Consider the following 17807-nt stretch of genomic DNA (forward strand, 5'->3'; position numbering starts at 1 on the left):
CATAATTTATTCCGGCATGGAAGCCTTGTCGGGAAGCGGAAACAGCGTCACGAATTTTTCCGCGAGCGTTCTGTCTCCCTTGATGACAAGAAGATCGGCGTTTTCCAGCGCCGAGAGCGGCTGTCCTCCGTAAATTGCGGCGGCGAGCATTCGGGGAGACGCTTCGAAAAACAGGTCGTACTTCTCGTCGGCCCCCCGCTGTATTTCCAGTCCGCCGCCGTCCATTCGAGCGATGAAATCCTCGCCATCCAGACGGAATCCGATGGTGAAATGCAGGTCCAGCGCCTTTTTGCCGTCCAGCATGGTCCGCAGGGAAAGCAGGAACGAGTTGGTCGAAATAGGCAGGTTGGGATCGTGGCCAGGCGAGCGCGCCGCCCAGCGGCCAAGCGCCTGAAGGATCGGCTCGCTTTCATAGCCCCATTCGGTCAGTTCATAGACCTGCACGGACGCAGGAGGCGCAAGTCTGGTCTTGTGCAGAATGCCTGCGGCTTCCAGACCTTCCAGTCTCTGCGTCAGCACATTGGCGCTCACGCCCGGCAGGCCGGAGCGCAGATCGCCGAAGCGTTTCGGCCCGAACATCAGTTCGCGCATAATGAGAAGGGACCAGCGTTCCCCAATCAGATCAAGGGCATGGGCCGCAGCGCAGGCATCGTTATAGCTACGCTTGGAGGCTGGGTTGTCAGCTTTAGTTACTTTTTCTAACTTCATGGTTGCTAATTATAACTTATCTGTCATTATGTGCAAGCAAGGATAGCGCGGGTACCGCGCAATCACGGAGGAAATTCGGTCTGCGTCCTATGGGACGGCCCCTTTGGGACGCACGATGAAACCGGGAAGGAGCGGGGCACGGCCCCGCCGATGGAGGAAATACCATGCCGAAAATGATTTTTGTGAACCTGCCGGTGAAGGATGTTGCGCGCTCAACAAGCTTCTATGAAGCCATTGGCGCAACGAAGAACCCCATGTTCTCGGACGAAACCGCGTCCTGCATGGTCTTCTCCGACACCATCCACGCCATGATCCTCGATCATGACAAGTTCAGCCAGTTCACGCCCCGGAAGATTGCCGATGCGAGCGCTGTCAGCGAAGTGCTCGTCTGCCTGTCGGCGGAGAGCAGGGCCGAGGTCGATGAAACGCTGGAAAAGGCCGTGAAAGCGGGCGGTCGCGCCGATCCGGCGCCGAAGCAGGATTATGGTTTCATGTATGGCCGCAGCTTCGAAGACCTGGACGGGCATATCTGGGAGCTGATGTGGATGGATATGGAAGAAGCCGCCAAGGTGATGGGATGAGGAGGAGAAAATGTCCGGTCTGACAATTTGTCTCTGGTTCGACACGCAGGCTGAAGAAGCCGCGAACCACTATGTTTCGATCTTCCGCGCCTGCGGAAGGCAGGCCTCCGTCGATGGCCTCGTTCGCTTCGAACATGGGCACCAGCCCGCCGGCACCGATGTGGTGGTGGCCAATTTCACGCTCGACGGGCAGGTCATGGCGGGCCTGAACGGCGGGCCGCAGTTCAAGTTTTCCCCGGCGGTTTCGCTCTTTGTCCAATGCAGGGACCAGACGGAACTGGATATGTTCTGGGAAAGGCTGATGGAAGGTGGCGGCGCGCCGATGGAATGCGGCTGGCTGACCGATAAATACGGGTTTTCATGGCAGGTCGTGCCGCAGATGCTGCTCGATATCCTGAAAACCGGCGAGCCTGAAGTGCGCCAGCGCGTCGTCAACGCCATGATGAAGATGATCAAGCTCGATATCGCTGCACTGGAAGCGGCGCGCGACGCGACTAATCTCTGACAGCCGCGACGGCGTCGTAACCGTAAAGCCAGTCGAGGTTCTTCAGGAACGTGTCGGGGCGGCGCATGGCAAAAAGCATGTTGCGGCCAAGCGCAAGAACGCCCGTCGCGTGATAGGCGAACCGGTTCAGTTGCCCGCGCCGGGCGACCGCTGAAATTCGCTGCTTGCGGACGGCATCGAACCTTCGTAACCCGGCCTCCCGGTCGGCGCTGTCCAAAGCTTCGGCAAGCGCCGCGGCATCTTCGATCGCCATGGCCGCACCCTGCGCGGCGAAAGGCGTGACGGCGTGGGAGGCATCGCCGAGGAAGATCGTTCTGCCCGGTCCGGCGAAATGCGCTTCAGCCATCTGGAACAGAGGCCAATAGGTCCACTCGCCGGCCATCGCCAGCACGTCGCGAACCGGCGCGCTCCAGCTTGCATAGAGGGAGCGCAGCAGATTCAGGTCGCCGGTCCGGGACCAGACTTCACCGGGGTTTTCCCCGGCCGTAATCGCGACGAAATTGAAGAAGCTGCCGCCCTTGACGGGATAGGCGATGAAATGCGCCTTGTCGCCGAGCCATGCCGAGACGGCCATGCGCTCCGCTACCGCTTCGCGGAAGGATGCGGGCAGGGCTTGCGCTGCAAGCGTCGTGCGCCATGCGATATGGCCGCTGAACTGCGCCTTGGGGTAGCCGGCCTTCGAACGCTCAGCCGACCAGACGCCATCGCAGGCGATCAGATAGGCGGCGTCGAGCACTTCTTGGGCGTTGCCGTTGCGGATGGTGGCTGAAACGCCGCCATTTTCGGCCTTGTGAGTGACGATTTCGGCATCGAGGCTGATTTCGATGCCGGGTGTTTCGCGACAGGCATCGAGCAGCGCGGATTGCAGGTCGGCCCGGTGGCAGACGACATAGGGATGATGCCAGCGTCTGAAAGTCCTGTCGCCGAGCTTCATTTCAAGAAGTGGACGCGCCTTGCGTCCGTCCATGAGATAGAGCGCTTCGGGCGTTACGGCCTGTGCGCCAAGACGATCGGCAATGCCGAGCCTTTCCAGATGGCGCATCGCATTGGGGGCAAGTTGCAGGCCCGCGCCGACTTCCGACAGGCTCCGCGCTTTTTCGAGCAGGCGAATATTCCAGCCGCGCGCTGCCAGTTCCAGCGCCGCGCTAAGACCGGCGACACCGGCCCCGACAATCAATATGCGCCCTTTGCTCATGTTGCCGCGCTCATCCGGCATTCAGCCCGATGAGACCAGTCCGATCAGGCCGCTTTCCCCGCTGGCGCTTCGTAAACGCAGCCAGCCGGGACGGTTTCATCGGCGTGAAGCTTTGCATTGTAGCGATAAAGCGTCGAGCAGTATGGGCACACGACTTCGCTTTCATCGCCCATATCGAGAAAAACATGCGGATGATCGAAGGGCGGGTTCGCGCCAACGCACATGAATTCCTTCACGCCGATTTCGATGGCAGCATGGCCGGCGTCGTTCTGGAAGTGAGGAATGATGTGATCGGACATGATATGCTCCGGTTCTGATCGATGGTCGGTACATGGCGCGATGTGGAACTGCTTTTCGGACAGGATCGCGCCTGGACATTGCCATGCGTGTACCGCGAATGTCTTGTTTTCGGAAGCGTTTTCATCAATTCTGAGGACATTTCAAGCGATTTGCTATCAAACTGTCATATGACAGCCATAGGCTTGGGGCAAAGCCGGAACATTTCGGTGATAGCCGGGACAGGAAAGATGAACAAAAACAGCATTATGGCCAGCGAAACCTCCAACGCGAGCAAGCGCGGAACTTCCGATATGCCAGCAGAGCCGATCACCGTTTCCAGCGCGGTCCCTTCCGGTGAAGCCGGCGCCGACGCTCACGAAGCTTTGAACGGCGAATTGATGCAAAGCGCCGACCGCTTCGTCAATCGCGAGTTTTCGTGGCTGCAATTCAATCGCCGCGTTCTGGAGGAAGCCGCGAATATGCGCCAGCCCCTGCTTGAGCGCCTGCGCTTCCTGTCCATTTCCGCCGCCAATCTCGATGAGTTCTTCATGGTTCGCATCGCCGGTCTCGCGGCGCAGGTGCGCGCTGGCGTGGCCATGCGCAGCGCCGACGGGCGCACGCCGCAGGAGCAGCTCGATTTCGTGCTGGAGGAAGTCGGGCGCTTGCAGGTCAAGCAGCAGAACCGCCTGCGCTTTTTGCGTGGCGAACTCGAAAAGGAAAATATCGAGATCGTTCGCCCGACCGCTTTGTCAAAGCCGGAGAAGGAATGGCTCGAAAACCATTTTCTGGAAACGATCTTCCCGGTCCTGACGCCGCTGTCCATCGACCCGGCGCATCCGTTCCCCTTCATTCCCAATCTTGGTTTTTCGATTGCGCTGCAATTGGCACGCCGCGCCGACAATCATCCGATGACGGCGCTGCTGCGCATTCCCGTCGCGCTCAAACGCTTCATCCAGCTCCCGACCGATCAGCCGAATGTCTATCGTTTCATCACCATTGAGGATGCGGTGAGCCTGTTCATCGAGCGCCTGTTCCCCGGTTATGAAGTGCGCGGCGCGGGCACGTTCCGCATCATTCGCGACAGCGATATCGAGGTGGAGGAAGAGGCGGAAGATCTGGTGCGCCTGTTCGAGACGGCGCTGAAGCGCCGCCGCCGCGGACAGGTGATTCGTATCGAATTCGACGGCGAAATGCCCGAAGCGCTGCGGATTTTCGTGGCGACGGAACTGGGCGTCTCGGAAAACCGTATCAGCGTGCATGAGGGGCTTCTGGCGCTCAACATGATCTCGGAGATCGTTTCGATCCCGCGCGAAGACCTGAAATTCGTATCCTACAATCCGCGCTTCCCCGAGCGTATCCGCGAACATGGCGGTGATTGCTTCGCGGCCATCCGCGAAAAGGACATCGTGGTCCATCACCCCTATGAGTCCTTCGATGTCGTGGTGCAGTTCCTGCGTCAGGCGGCAGCCGACCCGGATGTGCTGGCCATCAAGCAGACGCTTTATCGAACCTCCAATGACAGCCCGATCGTACGCGCGCTGGTCGATGCGGCGGAAGCGGGCAAGTCGGTGACGGCGCTGGTCGAACTGAAGGCGCGTTTCGACGAAGAAGCGAATATCCGCTGGGCGCGCGATCTGGAACGCGCCGGCGTTCAGGTGGTGTTCGGCTTCATCGAACTGAAGACCCACGCGAAAATGTCGCTCGTGGTGCGCCGCGAAGACCAGAAGCTGCGATCCTATGTGCATCTGGGAACCGGCAATTATCATCCGATCACGGCGCGCATCTATACCGACCTGTCATTCTTCACGTCGGATGCCGATATCGCCCGCGACGTGTCGCATATCTTCAATTTCATCACCGGCTATGCGCAGCCTGCCGAGGAAATGAAGATTGCGATTTCGCCTTTCACCCTGCGCGCGCGAATCCTCAAGCATATCGAGGACGAGATCGCCCATGCGAAGGCGGGACGTCCGGCCGCGATCTGGATGAAGATGAACTCGCTCGTTGATCCACAGATAATTGATGCGCTCTATATTGCGAGCCAGTCGGGCGTGCAGATCGACCTTGTCGTGCGCGGAATTTGCTGTCTGCGTCCGGGTGTGCCGGGCCTTTCCGACAATATTCGCGCCAAGTCGATTGTCGGGCGTTTTCTGGAACATAGCCGCATATTCTGCTTTGGAAACGGTCAGGACCTGCCTTCCGACAAGGCCATCGTCTATATCGGCTCAGCCGACATGATGCCGCGCAATCTCGACCGCCGCGTGGAGACGCTGGTGCCTGTCACCAACGCCACCGTACACCAGCAAATCCTGTCGCAAATCATGTTTGCCAACATAATTGATAACCAGCAGAGCTATCAGCTACTTGCGGACGGCACCGCTCGCCGGATAGAAAAAGAAACAGGAGAGGAAGCTTTCAACGCTCAGGAATATTTCATGACCAATCCCAGCCTGTCGGGTCGCGGAAAGTCGCTGAAGTCTTCGGCCCCCCGCCTTATCGCGCACCGCAAGCGCGTGCAGGCGGAAAGAAACACGACTGCATGAGCCCATCCATAGCACAAGGCCGTCTGAAGGGACTGAAACCCATCGCGGTTATCGACATTGGCTCGAACTCGATCCGTGTCGTCATCTATGAAGGCATCGTCCGTTCGCCGACGGTGCTTTTTAACGAGAAAATCCTCTGCGGCCTCGGCAAGGGCCTCGCGAAGACCGGCAAGCTCAACGAGAAGTCGGTCGAGGCGGCTCTGCGCGCGCTGAAACGTTTCCGCGCATTGGCCGAGCAGGCAGGCGCCGTGACCATACATGCGCTGGCGACTGCGGCGGCGCGCGAGGCGAAGAACGGCCCCGATTTTATCACACAGGCGGAAGCCATTCTGGGCCGGCACATCGAGGTCCTGTCGGGCAAGGAGGAAGCCTACTACTCCGCACTCGGCATCATTTCCGGCTTTTACGGGCCGAAAGGTGTGACAGGGGACCTCGGCGGCGGCAGTCTGGAACTGGTCGCCGTCAACGATTACGACGTCGGCGAGGGGATCACGCTCCCGCTCGGCGGCCTGCGCCTGCAGGATATGTCGAACGAGAAACTGACCGAGGCGACGAAGATTTCGCATCAGGAACTCGCCAAGGCCACGCTTCTCGAAGCGCATCAGGGCGAGGTTTTCTATGCGGTCGGCGGCACATGGCGTAACCTTGCCAAGCTGCACATGACGGCCAGGAACTACCCCCTGCATGTCATGCACGGCTACGAGATGGACCCGGTGGAGGCGCAAAACTTCCTCAAGCGCGTCGCCAAGGGCAATATAGACACGATGCGGGGCATCGAGGCGGTTTCCAAGAACCGCCGTCAGCTCCTGTCCTATGGCGCGACGGTGCTGCTCGAAACCATTCGCCGCATGAAGCCGTCGAAGATCGTCTTTTCGGCGCTCGGCGTCCGTGAAGGCTATCTCTACTCGCTCCTGCCGAAGAACGAACAGCGGCTCGACCCGTTGCTGGCGTCGGCGGACGAATTGTCCATCCTGCGTTCACGCTCCCCACGCCATGCCCGGGAACTGGCAGCCTGGACGACCCTGTCGCTGCCCGTCCTCGGCTTCGACGAAACCGGGGACGAAGCCCGTTACCGGCAGGCGGCCTGCCTGGTGGCGGATATAAGCTGGCGGGCGCATCCCGATTATCGCGGCTCGCAGGCGCTGAACATCATCGCCCATGGCTCGTTCGGAGGGATCGACCACCCCGGACGCTCCTTCATGGCGCTCGCCAACTATTATCGTCATGAAGGGCTGATCCAGGACGAAATCGCACCGGAAATCGTCCAGCTTGCCACGCCGCGCCTGCGCGAGCGGGCCAAGCTTCTCGGTGCGTTGCTGCGGGTCGTCTATCTTCTGTCGGCATCCATGCCGGGGGTGATCCCGCGCCTTGTCTGGCGTGAGGAAGAAAACGGCATCGCGCTGGTGGTGCCGGGCGATCTCGCCGATCTCATTTCGGACCGCCCGGAAGGCCGCCTCCAACAACTCTCGAAGCTCACCGGAAAGAACATCTATTTCGCGGTGGGCGATGGTGCTGTGGAGGGGACGCGGGAATAGGGGAATAGGGGAATAGGGGAATAGGGGAATAGGGGAATAGGGGAATAGGGGAATAGGGTGCGGGCAAGTGGTGGACAAGGCAAGTAAAATATTTGCCTTGATCAAGAATAAGTAATTCTACTCCCTTACTCCCTTACTCCCTTACTCCCTTACTCCCTTACTCCCTTACTCCCCTAACTCCAACGCCGTGATCCGCCGGTTCTCGAACTTGATTCCGATCTTGCCGTCGATGAGATCGAGCGCCTTCTGGCCGAAGACTTCGCGGCGCCAGCCTTGCAGAGCGGGCACATTGGCATTGTCGCCTTCCGCAGCGATCTTGTCGATATCGTCCGAGTTGGCGACGACCTTTGCCGCGACGCCATGTTCTTCGGTCACAAGCTTGAGCAGTACCTTGAGAAGATCGGCCGCAGCGGCGCTGCCTTCGGGCGAATGCGACGGTTTCGGTAGTTTCGGCAGGTCATCCTTGGGGATTTCAAGCGCCGACTGGATGGCGGCGACAAGTCCTGCCGCCTGTGCCGAACGCTCCCAGCCTTTCGGAATGGAGCGCAAACGGCCCAGCGCCTCCGCGTCGCGCGGCTGCTGCTGCGCGATTTCGGCAATCGTGTCGTCCTTGATGACGCGGCCGCGCGGGACGTTGCGCTCACGCGCCTCGCGCTCGCGCCAGGCGGCAACGGCCTGCACGATGGCAAGCTCGATGGGTTTGCGCACCCGCGCCTTGACCCGGCGCCACGCATCGTCGGGATGCAAATCATAGGTCTCGCGGGAAGTCAGCACCGCCATTTCCTCGTTCACCCACTCGCTGCGGCCTTCCTTGTGAAGTTCTTCCTTCAGATGGAGATAGATGTCGCGCAGATAGGTGACGTCGGCCAGCGCATAGTCGAGCTGCTTGTCGGAAAGCGGGCGCCTGCGCCAGTCGGTGAAGCGCGACGACTTGTCGATATGCTTGCCGGTGATTTTCTGCACGAGCTGGTCGTAGGAAATGGCGTCGCCAAAGCCGCATACCATGGCCGCGACCTGACTGTCGAAGACGGGCGAGGGGATCAGGTCGCCGAGGTGGAAGACGATTTCGATGTCCTGACGGGCCGCGTGGAAAACCTTGACCACGCCCTGGTCGCCCATGAGACGGAAGAACGGCGCGAGGTCGAGGCCGGGCGCGAGCGCATCCACCAGCGCCGTATGGTCCGGCGAAGCCATCTGGATCAGGCACAATTCCGGCCAGAATGTCGTCTCACGGATGAACTCCGTGTCGACCGTGACAAAATCGGATTTGGCGAGGGCGGATACGGCCTCTTCAAGGGCCTGGGTCGTCGTGATGAGCTGCATGTTTTTCTTTTAGACAAGGCGATGCTTCTTGTCGCGGAAAAATGCGTAAAACCAGTCCGGGGACCGGCGCAAATCGTGTTTTTTGCACACACATCGCATCAAGCAGGGCGAACGGCAGGCACTGTCGGCAATGCAGACTTGACAAAACCCGGTCAAAATGCGCTTTTCCGCCAGAATTTGCAGCGCTTTGCCTGCTCTAATTATTTCACTTCCAGAAGGCAGAAATCATGCATCGTTACCGCAGCCATACCTGTGCAGCCCTTCGCAAGACAGATGTTGGCTCGAACGTTCGTCTTTCCGGCTGGGTTCACCGCGTTCGTGACCATGGCGGCATTCTCTTCATCGATCTTCGCGACCATTACGGCCTGACCCAGATCGTCGCCGATCCCGATTCTCCGGCCTTCAAGGTTGCCGAAACGGTGCGCGGCGAATGGGTTATCCGTGTGGATGGCGAAGTGAAGGCCCGTGCAGCCGATGCGGTCAACGGCAATCTGCCGACCGGCGAAGTGGAAATCTTCGCGACCGAGATCGAGGTTCTGGCGGCTGCCAAGGAATTGCCGCTGCCGGTCTTCGGCGAGCCGGATTACCCGGAAGACATTCGCCTGAAATACCGCTTCCTCGACCTGCGCCGCGAAACGCTGCACAAGAACATCATGAGCCGCACCAGGATCATTGCCGCGATGCGTCGCCGCATGACCGAGATCGGCTTCAACGAATTCACCACGCCGATCCTGACGGCTTCCTCGCCGGAAGGCGCGCGCGACTTCCTCGTGCCGAGCCGTATTCACGAAGGCAAGTTCTATGCGCTGCCGCAGGCGCCGCAGCAGTATAAGCAGCTTCTGATGGTGGCCGGTTTCGACCGCTACTTCCAGATCGCGCCGTGCTTCCGTGACGAAGATCCGCGCGCCGACCGTCTGCCGGGCGAATTCTACCAGCTCGACCTTGAAATGAGCTTCGTCACCCAGGAAGAAGTCTGGGAGACGATGGAACCCGTCATGCGCGGCATTTTCGAGGAGTTTGCCGAGGGCAAGCCGGTCACGCAGACCTTCCGCCGCATCGCCTATGACGATGCGATCCGCACCTATGGTTCGGACAAGCCGGATCTGCGCAACCCGATTGAAATGCAGGCCGTGACTGACCATTTCGCCGGTTCCGGCTTCAAGGTCTTCGCGAACATGATCGCCAACGACCCGAAGGTCGAAGTCTGGGCCATTCCGGCCAAGACCGGCGGCAGCCGCGCCTTCTGTGATCGCATGAATTCCTGGGCGCAGAGCGAAGGCCAGCCGGGCCTTGGCTATATCTTCTGGCGCAAGGAAGGCGACAAGCTCGAAGGCGCTGGCCCGATTGCCAAGAATATCGGCGAAGAGCGCACCGCTGCGATTGCCGCGCAGCTTGGCCTTGGCGATGGCGATGCCTGCTTCTTCGTGGCCGGTCAGCCGTCGAAGTTCTACAAGTTCGCAGGCGATGCGCGCACCCGCGCAGGCGAGGAATTGAACCTCGTTGATCGCGCCCGTTTCGAACTGGCCTGGATCATCGACTTCCCGTTCTACGAATGGGACGAGGACAACAAGAAGCTCGACTTCGCGCACAACCCGTTCTCCATGCCGCAGGGCGGTATGGACGCGCTGGAAAATCAGGATCCGCTCGCCATCAAAGCCTATCAGTACGATCTGGTCTGTAACGGCTTTGAAATCGCTTCCGGTTCGATCCGTAACCAGTTGCCCGACCTCATGGTCAAGGCTTTCGAAAAGGTGGGGCTGAGCCAGCAGGATGTGGAAGAACGCTTCGGCGGCCTTTACCGCGCATTCCAGTATGGCGCGCCACCGCATGGCGGCATGGCTGCCGGTATCGACCGCGTGATCATGCTGCTCGTCGGTGCGAAGAACCTGCGCGAAATCTCGCTCTTCCCGATGAACCAGCAGGCGCTCGATCTTCTGATGAACGCGCCTTCGGATGTGTCGCCCGCCCAGTTGCGTGACCTGCATATCCGTCTGGCGCCGATACAGAAGAGCTGATTTCCCCGCTTGTCGAACGCAAAAAACCCGGCTGCGAGGCCGGGTTTTTTATTGGCTTTGTATCAGTTATTGGCGTCGACGCCGACTTTCAGAAGCTGGATGATCTTGGTCGGGTCCAGCGATGCGGTGGCCACGATCGAGGCGAAGGTGACGGGCTGGTCGGGCGATGCGCTGATGGTCAGCGACTTCGGATCGCTGAAATATTTGTCGCTTGCGGTTTTCAACTGTGCGGCGAACTCGGGATTGTTGAGCTGGGTTGCCATGAGGGGAACCATGAGCTTCATCTGCGAGCCGAGCGCCTTGGCGTCCGATCCCTGCTTCTTTGCATAATAGGTGAGCAGCTTGTTGGTCAGCGAAGCATCATCGAAACGGATCGCCAGATTCTTGACATTCAGCTGTTCGGCAAGGCCGAGTATTGCAAGACCGGCCGCGTCCTTGTCGGTGTCGGTCCTGGCCATGGTTTCCTGCGTCTTCTGCACCGCTTCGACGAATGCAAGATCGTAGCCGCCAAGGCTCGCCGTGATGTTGAGCTTGCCGAGATCGACAGCATCGATTTCCATCTGGTCGAGCGACATATCGCCGGATTGCGGCGACCATTGCCCCTTCATGTTGACCGCGGCCTGAAAGTTTTTCATGCCAAGCGGCGCAAGCGGGTTCTTGCCGTCGCTGCCGAAGGTCGCGTCGATGCTTGCAACGGTCGTGGTGAAGCCGATCTTTTCCGCCTTGTTCGACGTGTCGAGCGAGACGTCGATGTCCTTGACGGTCGCGCCATCCTTTCCGGGCTGCCCGAGCGCAATCTCGTCGATCTTCAGATTGTCGTAGAGGGCCATGCTGTCGAGCGGTCCCGTGGCCGATGCCGATGGAACAAAAAGGTTGTGCATCGACATGCCCTTGATCGTGGCGGCATCTTTTTTGTCTTCGGTATCCGTGACGGTGATGTCCGGGACGACAACCTGTCCGATTGTAAAGCCGCCATCCGGCGCATCCTGAACGTCATTCAGCGCCACGTCACCGATTGGGACGGTCTTGTCCGATTCGGCGGTCAGCTTGAGCGTGGTGCCTTCAAGGACGATGCGGGAGCCATCCGCCTTCACATTGGCGAAATTCAGTTCGCCGCCCTGTTTCGCATAGATCGCCTTGAGGCGCTCTGCGACGGCATTGGCGTCCGCGGCCATGGCGGCGCTGCCGAAGATCAGCGCAAGCGCCGTGCTTGCGGCAAAGACGCGCGCGACCGGTTTGATGTTGGAGAAAACCTGCATTCGAAGCTCCTGCCTGATCCTTTATTCGATGCCGCATTCATAAGCGCAAATCGTTCGATTTAATACCATGATTTGCTGCCTGTAATTGCGTGAGGGACGCGATCCCTGTCGTTCTATAGGGTAACAATGGCGGCGGATTTACGACGAATGTACTGGATTGGTTCTCCAGAACGCTTGCTGACGAATCGCGCAATTGGTACTGAGAGATATGGGAAAAAGTCTGATTCCGCCCGGCGATGGCGAAGAACATATCGAGCGGGTCGATCTCAAATCGGCTCTTGAAGAGCGCTACCTCGCTTACGCGCTGTCCACGATCATGCATCGTGCGCTGCCGGATGTGCGCGACGGCCTCAAGCCCGTGCATCGCCGCATCATGCATGCGATGCGTCTTCTGCGGCTCAATCCCGATCAGGCCTATGCGAAATGTGCGCGTATCGTCGGCGACGTGATGGGTAAATTCCATCCGCATGGCGATGCGTCGATCTACGATGCGCTGGTGCGTCTGGCGCAGGATTTCGCGGTGCGTTATCCGCTGGTGGACGGGCAGGGCAATTTCGGCAATATCGACGGCGATAATGCCGCCGCCATGCGCTACACCGAAGCGCGCATGACCGAAGTGGCGACGCTGCTGCTGGAAGGCATCAACGAAAACGCCATCGATTTTCGCCCGACCTATAATGAGGAGGACGAGGAACCCATCGTCCTGCCGGGCGCTTTCCCGAACCTTCTGGCCAACGGGTCGGCAGGTATCGCGGTCGGCATGGCCACCAATATTCCGCCGCATAATGTGGCCGAGCTTTGTTCTGCCGCGCTTTATCTGATCAGCCACCCCGATGCGGGCGTGGAGGAACTGATTACCTCGCCGGAACAATATGCGGAAATCGAGCAGGAAGCGAAAGCCGATCCCACGGCACTGTTGAAATGCAAGGTGCGCGGCCCGGATTTCCCGACCGGCGGCGTTCTGGTCGAGGAACATGGCAATATTGTCGAGGCTTATCGCACCGGTCGCGGTGCTTTCCGCGTTCGCGCGCGCTGGGAGAAGGAAGAGGGCAATCGCGGCACCTGGGTGATCGTCGTCACCGAAATTCCCTATCAGGTGCAGAAGTCGCGCCTTATCGAAAAGATCGCCGAACTGCTTCTGGCGAAGAAGCTGCCGCTTCTTGACGACATTCGGGATGAATCGGCGGAAGATATCCGCATCGTTCTGGAGCCGAAGAACCGTTCGGTCGATCCCGAACTTCTGATGGAATCGCTCTTCAAGCTGACCGAGCTTGAAAGCCGCGTTTCGCTCAATATGAATGTGCTGTCGCACGGCAAGGTGCCGAACGTGCTGTCGCTGGGCAGCGTGCTGCGCGAATGGCTGGACCACCGCAAGGAAGTACTCGTCCGCCGCTCGCAGTTCCGTCTGGCCGAAATCGAAAGACGTCTGGAAATCCTCGGCGGCTTCCTGATCGCCTATCTCAATCTGGATGAGGTCATCCGCATCATCCGCGAGGAAGACGAGCCGAAGCAGGAACTGATGCGGACGTTCGAACTAACGGATGTTCAGGCCGAGTCGATCCTCAATATGCGCCTGCGTTCGTTGCGCAAGCTGGAAGAATTCGAGATTCGCAAGGAATTCGACGCTCTGACCGCCGAGAAGGCCGATCTGGAAGGCCTGCTTGCTTCCGGCACCCGCCAGTGGAAGAAGATCAGCGCCGAGATCAAGGCGGTACGCGAGAAATTCGGGCCAAAGACGAAGCTCGGGCAACGCCGCACGACCTTTGCGCAAGCGCCGACTCACGATCTGGAAGACATTCATCACGCGATGATCGAGCGCGAGCCGGTCACCATCGTTGTGTCGGAAAAGGGCTGGCTGCGCGCCATGAAGGGGCATCTTGCCGATTTCTCGACGCTTACCTTCAAGGAAGGCGACAAGCTCAAGCTCGCTTTCCATGCGGAAACGACCGACAAGCTTCTGTTCTTCACCACCGGCGGCAAGTTCTTCACCATTGGCGCAAACACGTTGCCGGGCGGTCGCGGCCATGGCGAACCGATCCGCATTCTGGTCGATATGGAGAACGATCAGGATATTTTGACAGCTTTCGTGCACGATCCGGCGGCGAAACTGTTACTCGTCAGCCACGAAGGTAATGGCTTCATCGTCGCCGAAAACGAAGCAGTCGCCAATACCCGCAAGGGCAAGCAGGTGATGAACGTCAAGGCGCCGGACGAGGCCAAGCTCTGCCAGCGCGTTTCCGGCGATCATATCGCGGTCGTCGGCGAAAACCGCAAAATGGTCGTCTTCCCGCTATCCGAGATACCGGAGATGACACGCGGCAAGGGCGTGCGCCTGCAAAAATACAAGGATGGCGGCATATCCGACATTCGCACCTTTGCGATGGCCGATGGCCTGTCATGGCAGGATTCGGCGGAGCGAACCTTTACCCGCAGCAAGGACGAACTGGCCGAATGGATCGGCGCGCGCGCTTCTGCGGGACGTCTGGTGCCGAAAGGCTTCCCCCGTTCGGGCAAGTTTTGAACGTTAGCTTCCACAAAATACGGCAACGGAAAAATGCTCAGACTTGTAAATTATACGGAAATCCCGTAGGATCGTAAACGTGACGGGAGACAGATTTGACCCCTTCAAGGATACGATCAACCGTGAGAAGCACAAATTGCCTCTATCGTTTGGCGATCGGCTCTTTGAGGATGACAATCATCTGATTGTTCCATCGATACGTGCGGTCGATGGAGAGGAGCGCTTCAAGGTGATCGGGCTCGTCGAGGAAAAGCTGTTCACCGGCGTTTTTGTCTGGCGACGCGATCTGGCCCGCTTCATTTCGGTGAGAAGGAGCAACAAGGGTGAAGAAAGAGCATATCACGCTACCTGCTGATTCGAATGATGCCGAAGACTTTGATGTGACGGTCGAAGCGCTGGATCGTGGCCAGCGTGCCCGTTTGATCCGCAAGACAAGGACAGGTCTGGGCCTGTCACAGTCCGAATTTGCCAATCGCTTCCGGGTGCCGGTCGGGACGTTGCGCGATTGGGAACAGGCGCGAGTGACTGCGCCTGATTTTGCCATCGCCTATGTTCGTGTCATCGGGCAACATCCCGATATAGTGGCAAAAGCCGTTGCTTGAAAGCGCGGTTTAGACCCTACCCCTCGAACTTGTCCCAGCCTTTCGGTCCGAGATGTTCCTGCGGGGTGAAGCGGATCTTGTACTGCATCTTGCGCGATCCCTCGACCCAATAGCCGAGATAGACATGCGGCAGGCCCGCCGCGCGCGCGCGTTCGATGTGATCAAGGATCATATAGGTGCCGAGCGAGCGCTCGTGCATATGCGGCGAGAAGAAAGAATAGACCATCGACAGGCCATCGGCCATGACGTCGGTCAGAGCCACGGCAACCAGTTCGCCATCGCCCTTGGGGTCGATGAAACTGTCCGGTCCGCGCCGGCGATATTCGATAACTTGCGTGTTGACATGCGTGTCCTCGACCATCATCGCATAATCGAGCACCGTCATGTCCGACATGCCGCCCGAGCGATGCCGGGCATCGAGATAGTCGCGGAAAAGCGCATATTGCTCGGTGCTGGGCTGCGCCTTGTGCACGCGCCCGACGAGGTCGCGATTTTGGCTCCAGATGCGGCGCATATTGCGCGTCATCTCGAACTGATCCGCCAGAATGCGCACCGAGACGCAGGCGCGGCAAAGCTCGCAGGCCGGACGATAGGCTATGTTCTGTGAACGGCGAAACCCGCCCTGGGTCAGGAGATCGTTGATCTCGTTCGCCTTGTCCCCCACCAGATGCGTAAAGACTTTTCGCTCCATCTGGCCTTCGAGATACGGGCACGGCGATGGAGCTGTCAGAAAGAATTGCGGAGACTGTTGCGGTTGATGGGTCATTCAATATCCACGAAATGGCTCACTTTATCTGCTTTGACGCATTATCCCACGCAAAACCGCTTCGCACTTTTGGCTCGAAAATGCTCTGGCAAAACCATCACGATACTGACTCTAAGGATTGAGCCGACCGCACAAAACGTCAATAGGCATTTTGCGCAGCCGGCTCTGAATTTTTTTGATCTGAAGCATCGGCCCGAAATTCGGAATCGATTTTCGGAAAGCACGATGCGTCGATTCAACTCTATGCGTTTACCGATCCGAACGAATGACGGCGGTGCCCAGCAGGAGATCGTGCACGGTGCGCTTGCGGTCGAGGACCAGCGTGGCGAGCAGGATCAACGGCGTCAGCACGACATTGAGACCCCAGAACAGCACCGTGTGAACGATGGCGAGCATGGAATCGACAGTGCCGCCTTCCAGCCGGACGAGCTTGATGTTCATCATCTGCATGCCCTTCGTGGCCTGCTGCGGCCCGCCGAGCGTGCGCGCGACGTAGAACAGCGCCACCATGGGGAACATGATGCCGTAAAGCATCCAGCCCAGGCTGAGCGTGATGATGCCGAGGATCGCAATTACGATTGCGGCGGGGATGCAAAGCAGAAAGACAATCAGATAATCGATGAGAAAAGCCATGATGCGGCGGGTGCGCACGCCTTCAAAGAATGCGCGGCTTTCATAACGCGGCCCCATGACTTCGCCGTGCAGAATATGGTCGGACATCGTTCCTTCCAGTCGTTTCCAAGGAAGCGTCCGGGGGATGAACAGACCGGCGCTGTCCCGCCACCTCGGCGGAACAGTCATCAACATGGGAACCAAACCCGGCGGTTTCAAGGAAATTCGATGATTTCCCGCCCGCCGGAACCAGGCTTGTAGGGCTTTAGGGTCAGGACCTATCCCTTGAGCTTTTCAGCCACTTCCATGGCGAAATAGGTCAGGATGCCGTTGCAGCCCGCGCGCTTGAAGGAGAGAAGGCTTTCCATCACCACCTTTTCCTCGTCGATCCAGCCATTCATGCCGGCGGCCCTGATCATCGCATATTCGCCCGACACCTGATAGGCATAGGTCGGCAGGCGGAGTTCGCTCTTCAGGCGGTGGATGATGTCGAGATAGGGCAGGCCGGGTTTCACCATCAGCATGTCTGCGCCTTCGGCAACGTCCTGCTCGGCTTCGCGCACCGCTTCTTCCGGATTGGCCGGATCGAGATAATAGGTCTTCTTGTCACCCTTCAGGAGTCCCTGCGTGCCGATGGCGCCGCGATAGGGACCGTAGAAGGCCGAGGCGAACTTGGTGGCATAGGCCATGATCGGAACATGGTTGAAGCCGTGTTCGTCCAGCGCCTGGCGAACGGCGCCGACGCGCCCGTCCATCATGTCGGACGGCGCGATGATGTCCGCACCGGCTTCGGCCTGCGAAAGCGCGCCGCGAACCACCATGGCGACCGATTCGTCGTTCAGGATTTCGCCGTCGCGCAGAATGCCGTCATGCCCGTGCGTCGTGAACGGGTCGAGCGCCGCATCGGTGATGATGCCGATTTCCGGCACTTCCTTCTTGATTGCGCGCACGGCGCGATTGATGAGATTGTCGGGGCTGGCGACGAATGCGCCGTCTTCTGTCTTCACTTCCGGCTTTTCACGCGGGAAGGGCGCTATGGCCGGGATGCCGAGCCTGGCGGCCTTTTCGGCCATCCGTACGGCCATGTCCACCGAATAGCGCTCCACGCCCGGCATTGCCTCCACCGGTTCGCTCACGCCCGTGCCGTATGTCAGGAAGAAAGGCAGGATGAGATCGTCAACCGACAGGCGCGTTTCCTGTACCAGCCTGCGGGACCAGTCGGCCTTTCGCATCCGGCGCAGACGTCTGCCGCCTGTCACGTCGTCGACGTGCTGGCTGATATTGGTTGGCAAATATTTGGACTGACGGTCGCTCATTGGAATATTCCCTATTCCCGAGAATAGAAAGCCGCGAACCGGCGCGT

At 59.1% G+C, this 17807-nt stretch carries 16 protein-coding genes; 8 read left to right on the top strand and 8 right to left on the bottom strand.

Going from position 1 to position 17807, the window contains the following annotated elements:
- Positions 1–6: 6 nt before the first annotated feature.
- Entirely contained in the window at positions 7–708 is a 702-nt protein-coding gene (locus FHS76_RS06145; RefSeq protein WP_183649606.1) for a winged helix-turn-helix transcriptional regulator, read from the bottom strand.
- 164 nt (positions 709–872) lie between these two features.
- On the opposite strand from FHS76_RS06145, the gene FHS76_RS06150 reads away from it, so the two are divergent.
- Both FHS76_RS06150 and FHS76_RS06155 read left to right on the top strand, forming a co-directional pair.
- On the top strand, positions 873–1289 hold the full coding sequence (locus FHS76_RS06150) for a VOC family protein (RefSeq protein ID WP_183649608.1): 417 nt from the start codon (positions 873–875) through the stop codon (positions 1287–1289).
- A gap of 10 nt (positions 1290–1299) precedes the next feature.
- Positions 1300–1794: a VOC family protein gene (locus FHS76_RS06155; protein WP_183649610.1), complete on the top strand. Its 495-nt coding sequence runs from the start codon at positions 1300–1302 to the stop codon at positions 1792–1794.
- Here the strand turns inward: FHS76_RS06155 and FHS76_RS06160 are convergent.
- On the bottom strand, positions 1784–2989 hold the full coding sequence (locus tag FHS76_RS06160; protein ID WP_183649612.1) for an FAD-binding protein: 1206 nt from the start codon (positions 2987–2989) through the stop codon (positions 1784–1786). The genes FHS76_RS06155 and FHS76_RS06160 overlap by 11 nt on opposite strands.
- Before the next feature lie 44 nt (positions 2990–3033).
- Positions 3034–3288, bottom strand: coding sequence for a zinc-finger domain-containing protein (locus FHS76_RS06165; RefSeq protein WP_183649614.1), 255 nt, complete (start codon positions 3286–3288; stop codon positions 3034–3036).
- A gap of 291 nt (positions 3289–3579) precedes the next feature.
- Between FHS76_RS06165 and FHS76_RS06170 the strand changes: the two genes are divergently transcribed.
- On the top strand, positions 3580–5811 hold the full coding sequence (locus FHS76_RS06170; protein ID WP_374828640.1) for an RNA degradosome polyphosphate kinase: 2232 nt from the start codon (positions 3580–3582) through the stop codon (positions 5809–5811).
- Positions 5808–7346, top strand: coding sequence for an exopolyphosphatase (gene ppx, locus FHS76_RS06175; protein WP_183649620.1), 1539 nt, complete (start codon positions 5808–5810; stop codon positions 7344–7346). Before FHS76_RS06170 ends, ppx begins: the two co-directional genes overlap by 4 nt.
- Before the next feature lie 165 nt (positions 7347–7511).
- On the opposite strand, the gene rnd is transcribed toward ppx, so the two are convergent.
- A complete protein-coding gene (gene rnd, locus FHS76_RS06180; RefSeq protein ID WP_183649623.1) occupies positions 7512–8669 on the bottom strand; it encodes a ribonuclease D in 1158 nt (385 codons plus the stop codon).
- Positions 8670–8896: 227 nt separating this feature from the next.
- Between rnd and aspS the strand changes: the two genes are divergently transcribed.
- Entirely contained in the window at positions 8897–10684 is a 1788-nt protein-coding gene (gene aspS / locus FHS76_RS06185) for an aspartate--tRNA ligase (RefSeq protein WP_183649625.1), read from the top strand.
- Positions 10685–10746: 62 nt separating this feature from the next.
- Here the strand turns inward: aspS and FHS76_RS06190 are convergent, their stop codons facing one another.
- A complete protein-coding gene (locus tag FHS76_RS06190) occupies positions 10747–11943 on the bottom strand; it encodes a YdgA family protein (RefSeq protein ID WP_183649628.1) in 1197 nt (398 codons plus the stop codon).
- 208 nt (positions 11944–12151) lie between these two features.
- Between FHS76_RS06190 and parC the strand changes: the two genes are divergently transcribed.
- The 3 genes from parC to FHS76_RS06205 all read left to right on the top strand — a co-directional run bounded on the left by parC (position 12152) and on the right by FHS76_RS06205 (position 15066).
- Positions 12152–14464 carry a DNA topoisomerase IV subunit A gene (gene parC / locus FHS76_RS06195; protein WP_183649631.1) on the top strand — a complete coding sequence of 771 codons (2313 nt, stop codon included), beginning with the start codon at positions 12152–12154 and terminating at the stop codon, positions 14462–14464.
- Between the two features lie 79 nt (positions 14465–14543).
- On the top strand, positions 14544–14819 hold the full coding sequence (locus FHS76_RS06200; protein ID WP_183649633.1) for a BrnT family toxin: 276 nt from the start codon (positions 14544–14546) through the stop codon (positions 14817–14819).
- Positions 14788–15066, top strand: a complete 279-nt coding sequence (locus FHS76_RS06205) for a helix-turn-helix domain-containing protein (RefSeq protein WP_183649636.1) — start codon at positions 14788–14790, stop codon at positions 15064–15066. Before FHS76_RS06200 ends, FHS76_RS06205 begins: the two co-directional genes overlap by 32 nt.
- 16 nt (positions 15067–15082) lie before the next feature.
- Here the strand turns inward: FHS76_RS06205 and FHS76_RS06210 are convergent, their stop codons facing one another.
- The 3 genes from FHS76_RS06210 to hemB all read right to left on the bottom strand — a co-directional run bounded on the left by FHS76_RS06210 (position 15083) and on the right by hemB (position 17760).
- A complete protein-coding gene (locus tag FHS76_RS06210; protein ID WP_183649639.1) occupies positions 15083–15832 on the bottom strand; it encodes an arginyltransferase in 750 nt (249 codons plus the stop codon).
- Between the two features lie 249 nt (positions 15833–16081).
- Positions 16082–16552: an RDD family protein gene (locus tag FHS76_RS06215; RefSeq protein ID WP_183649641.1), complete on the bottom strand. Its 471-nt coding sequence runs from the start codon at positions 16550–16552 to the stop codon at positions 16082–16084.
- 170 nt (positions 16553–16722) lie between these two features.
- Positions 16723–17760 (bottom strand): porphobilinogen synthase, encoded by a 1038-nt coding sequence (gene hemB, locus FHS76_RS06220; protein ID WP_183649643.1) that lies wholly within the window; start codon positions 17758–17760, stop codon positions 16723–16725.
- Positions 17761–17807: the final 47 nt, after the last annotated feature.

It is taken from the genome of Brucella daejeonensis, from assembly GCF_014199265.1.
GTDB classification, from domain to species: domain Bacteria; phylum Pseudomonadota; class Alphaproteobacteria; order Rhizobiales; family Rhizobiaceae; genus Brucella; species Brucella daejeonensis.